The sequence below is a fragment of the Cupriavidus sp. GW823-FHT06D04 genome (assembly GCF_058795055.1).
Genome location: NZ_JBXAHL010000090.1, coordinates 2,405 through 3,659 on the forward strand (window position 1 = coordinate 2,405; position 1,255 = coordinate 3,659).

A 1,255-nucleotide genomic window follows, 5' to 3' on the forward strand; every position below is an offset into this window, starting at 1 on the left:
GCGTAGGCCTTCGAGCTGGTTCTGCAGGTCGAGCGTAGTGCGGCTATTCTGCTCAATGCGCTGGGTCGCCGTCGCCTGGAAGCTGTTGAACTGGTCGCGCAGGTTGATGACCGTTTTGCGCGCCTGCTCATCGTCGAACACTCCGGCGTGCGCCTGCGTGAGGGGCAGCATACCGCCGCTCGCCATGGCGGCGAGCCACAACAGGGTGGAAACGTGTACTTTCATAAATGGGTCGTCGTGGGTTGTGTCGGTTAGCCCTCGTCAGATCGCTGTTGGTCTGCGGGCCAAATGCATCGGCGCCCCTATCCAACCCGGAAAAACTCAACGCTCTGCCCCGCATTGACCGCGCGCTTGAGCCATGACGGCATCTCGCCCTGCCCGTCCCAGGTGAGCCCTTCCGCGTTGCGGTAGCAGACCACCGGCGCCGGCGGTGCGGCCGGTGGCGGCGGTGGGGGTGGGGGCGGCGGTGGCGCGAAGCACCCCGCCGCGTCGAGCTCTTCGAGGGTGAGCCCGTAGTCGTCCATCTGCGCCTGGATCCAGCGGATCGCGTCCGCCCGCTCAGTTTTTGCTGTCATCGCTGCCGTCACTGCTGTCGTTGCCTTCGTCCTGGTTGTTAGGCAGCGCCGCAGCCCCCGGCTCGTTACCCGGCTCTTCCCCTTGGGCTTCCTGCGCAGTGGCCGCCGAACTTCCGGCCTGCCGAGTTTGCTTGTCAGAATGGGGGCGGACCGGCCGCGCCCGCCGACCTGTCGTTCAGTACAAGAGATCGTTTAGGAAACGCTCGGGCTTCTTGCCAATCCACGCGGGAGCCCGACCGCGCCCCGACCAGGTCTGGCCCGTCTTCGGGTTGCGGTACCTCGGACGCGGCGCGGCCTTCGTCGGAACAGCGCGGGCAGCGGGCTCAACACTGGGCTTGCCCGCAATGTCCTCAATGCTGAGGTCGTACTCCTGCATCCACTGCCGAATCTTTTCCACGACCTTTGGCACTTCCGTGGCTCGCAACTGCTCAAGTTGCGCATTGACAGATGCCAGTTGGGCGAGCAGTGAGGATTGGGACCGGCTTTGGGTTGCGGTAGGCGCTTTTTGCTCCTGTCGCGGCTTCCGAGTTTGCGTCTTCCGAGTTGGCGCTTCCGGGGCAGCCTCCACTCCAGGCAGTGTTATCTGCTTCGGCCCGCGCTTCCGGGTTGGGGTTTCGTGAGTCATGACTTCCGGAGCGGCAACTTCAGCTAGCATTTTCGGCTTCCGACCGCGCTTCGGG

2 protein-coding genes and 1 pseudogene are annotated in these 1,255 nt (G+C 64.7%); all 3 read right to left on the reverse strand.

Annotated features, from left to right (window positions below; genetic code table 11):
* Positions 1 to 225, reverse strand: a pseudogene (locus AC1Q7H_RS39625) (tol-pal system protein YbgF); the annotation flags it as partial.
* Between the two features lie 77 nt (positions 226 to 302).
* Complete coding sequence (locus AC1Q7H_RS39630; protein ID WP_153956973.1) at positions 303 to 575, reverse strand: H-NS histone family protein; 273 nt, start codon at positions 573 to 575, stop codon at positions 303 to 305.
* A 175-nt stretch (positions 576 to 750) separates the two neighbouring features.
* A partial coding sequence (locus AC1Q7H_RS39635) for an H-NS histone family protein (protein ID WP_492382502.1) occupies positions 751 to 1,255 on the reverse strand: 505 nt, incomplete at its 5' end.

What these genes read in the sequence shown, in the direction of transcription:
- AC1Q7H_RS39630 (WP_153956973.1), bottom strand. Translation starts at nt 575, where the DNA reads ATGACAGCAAAAACTGAGCGGGCGGACGCGATCCGCTGGATCCAGGCG.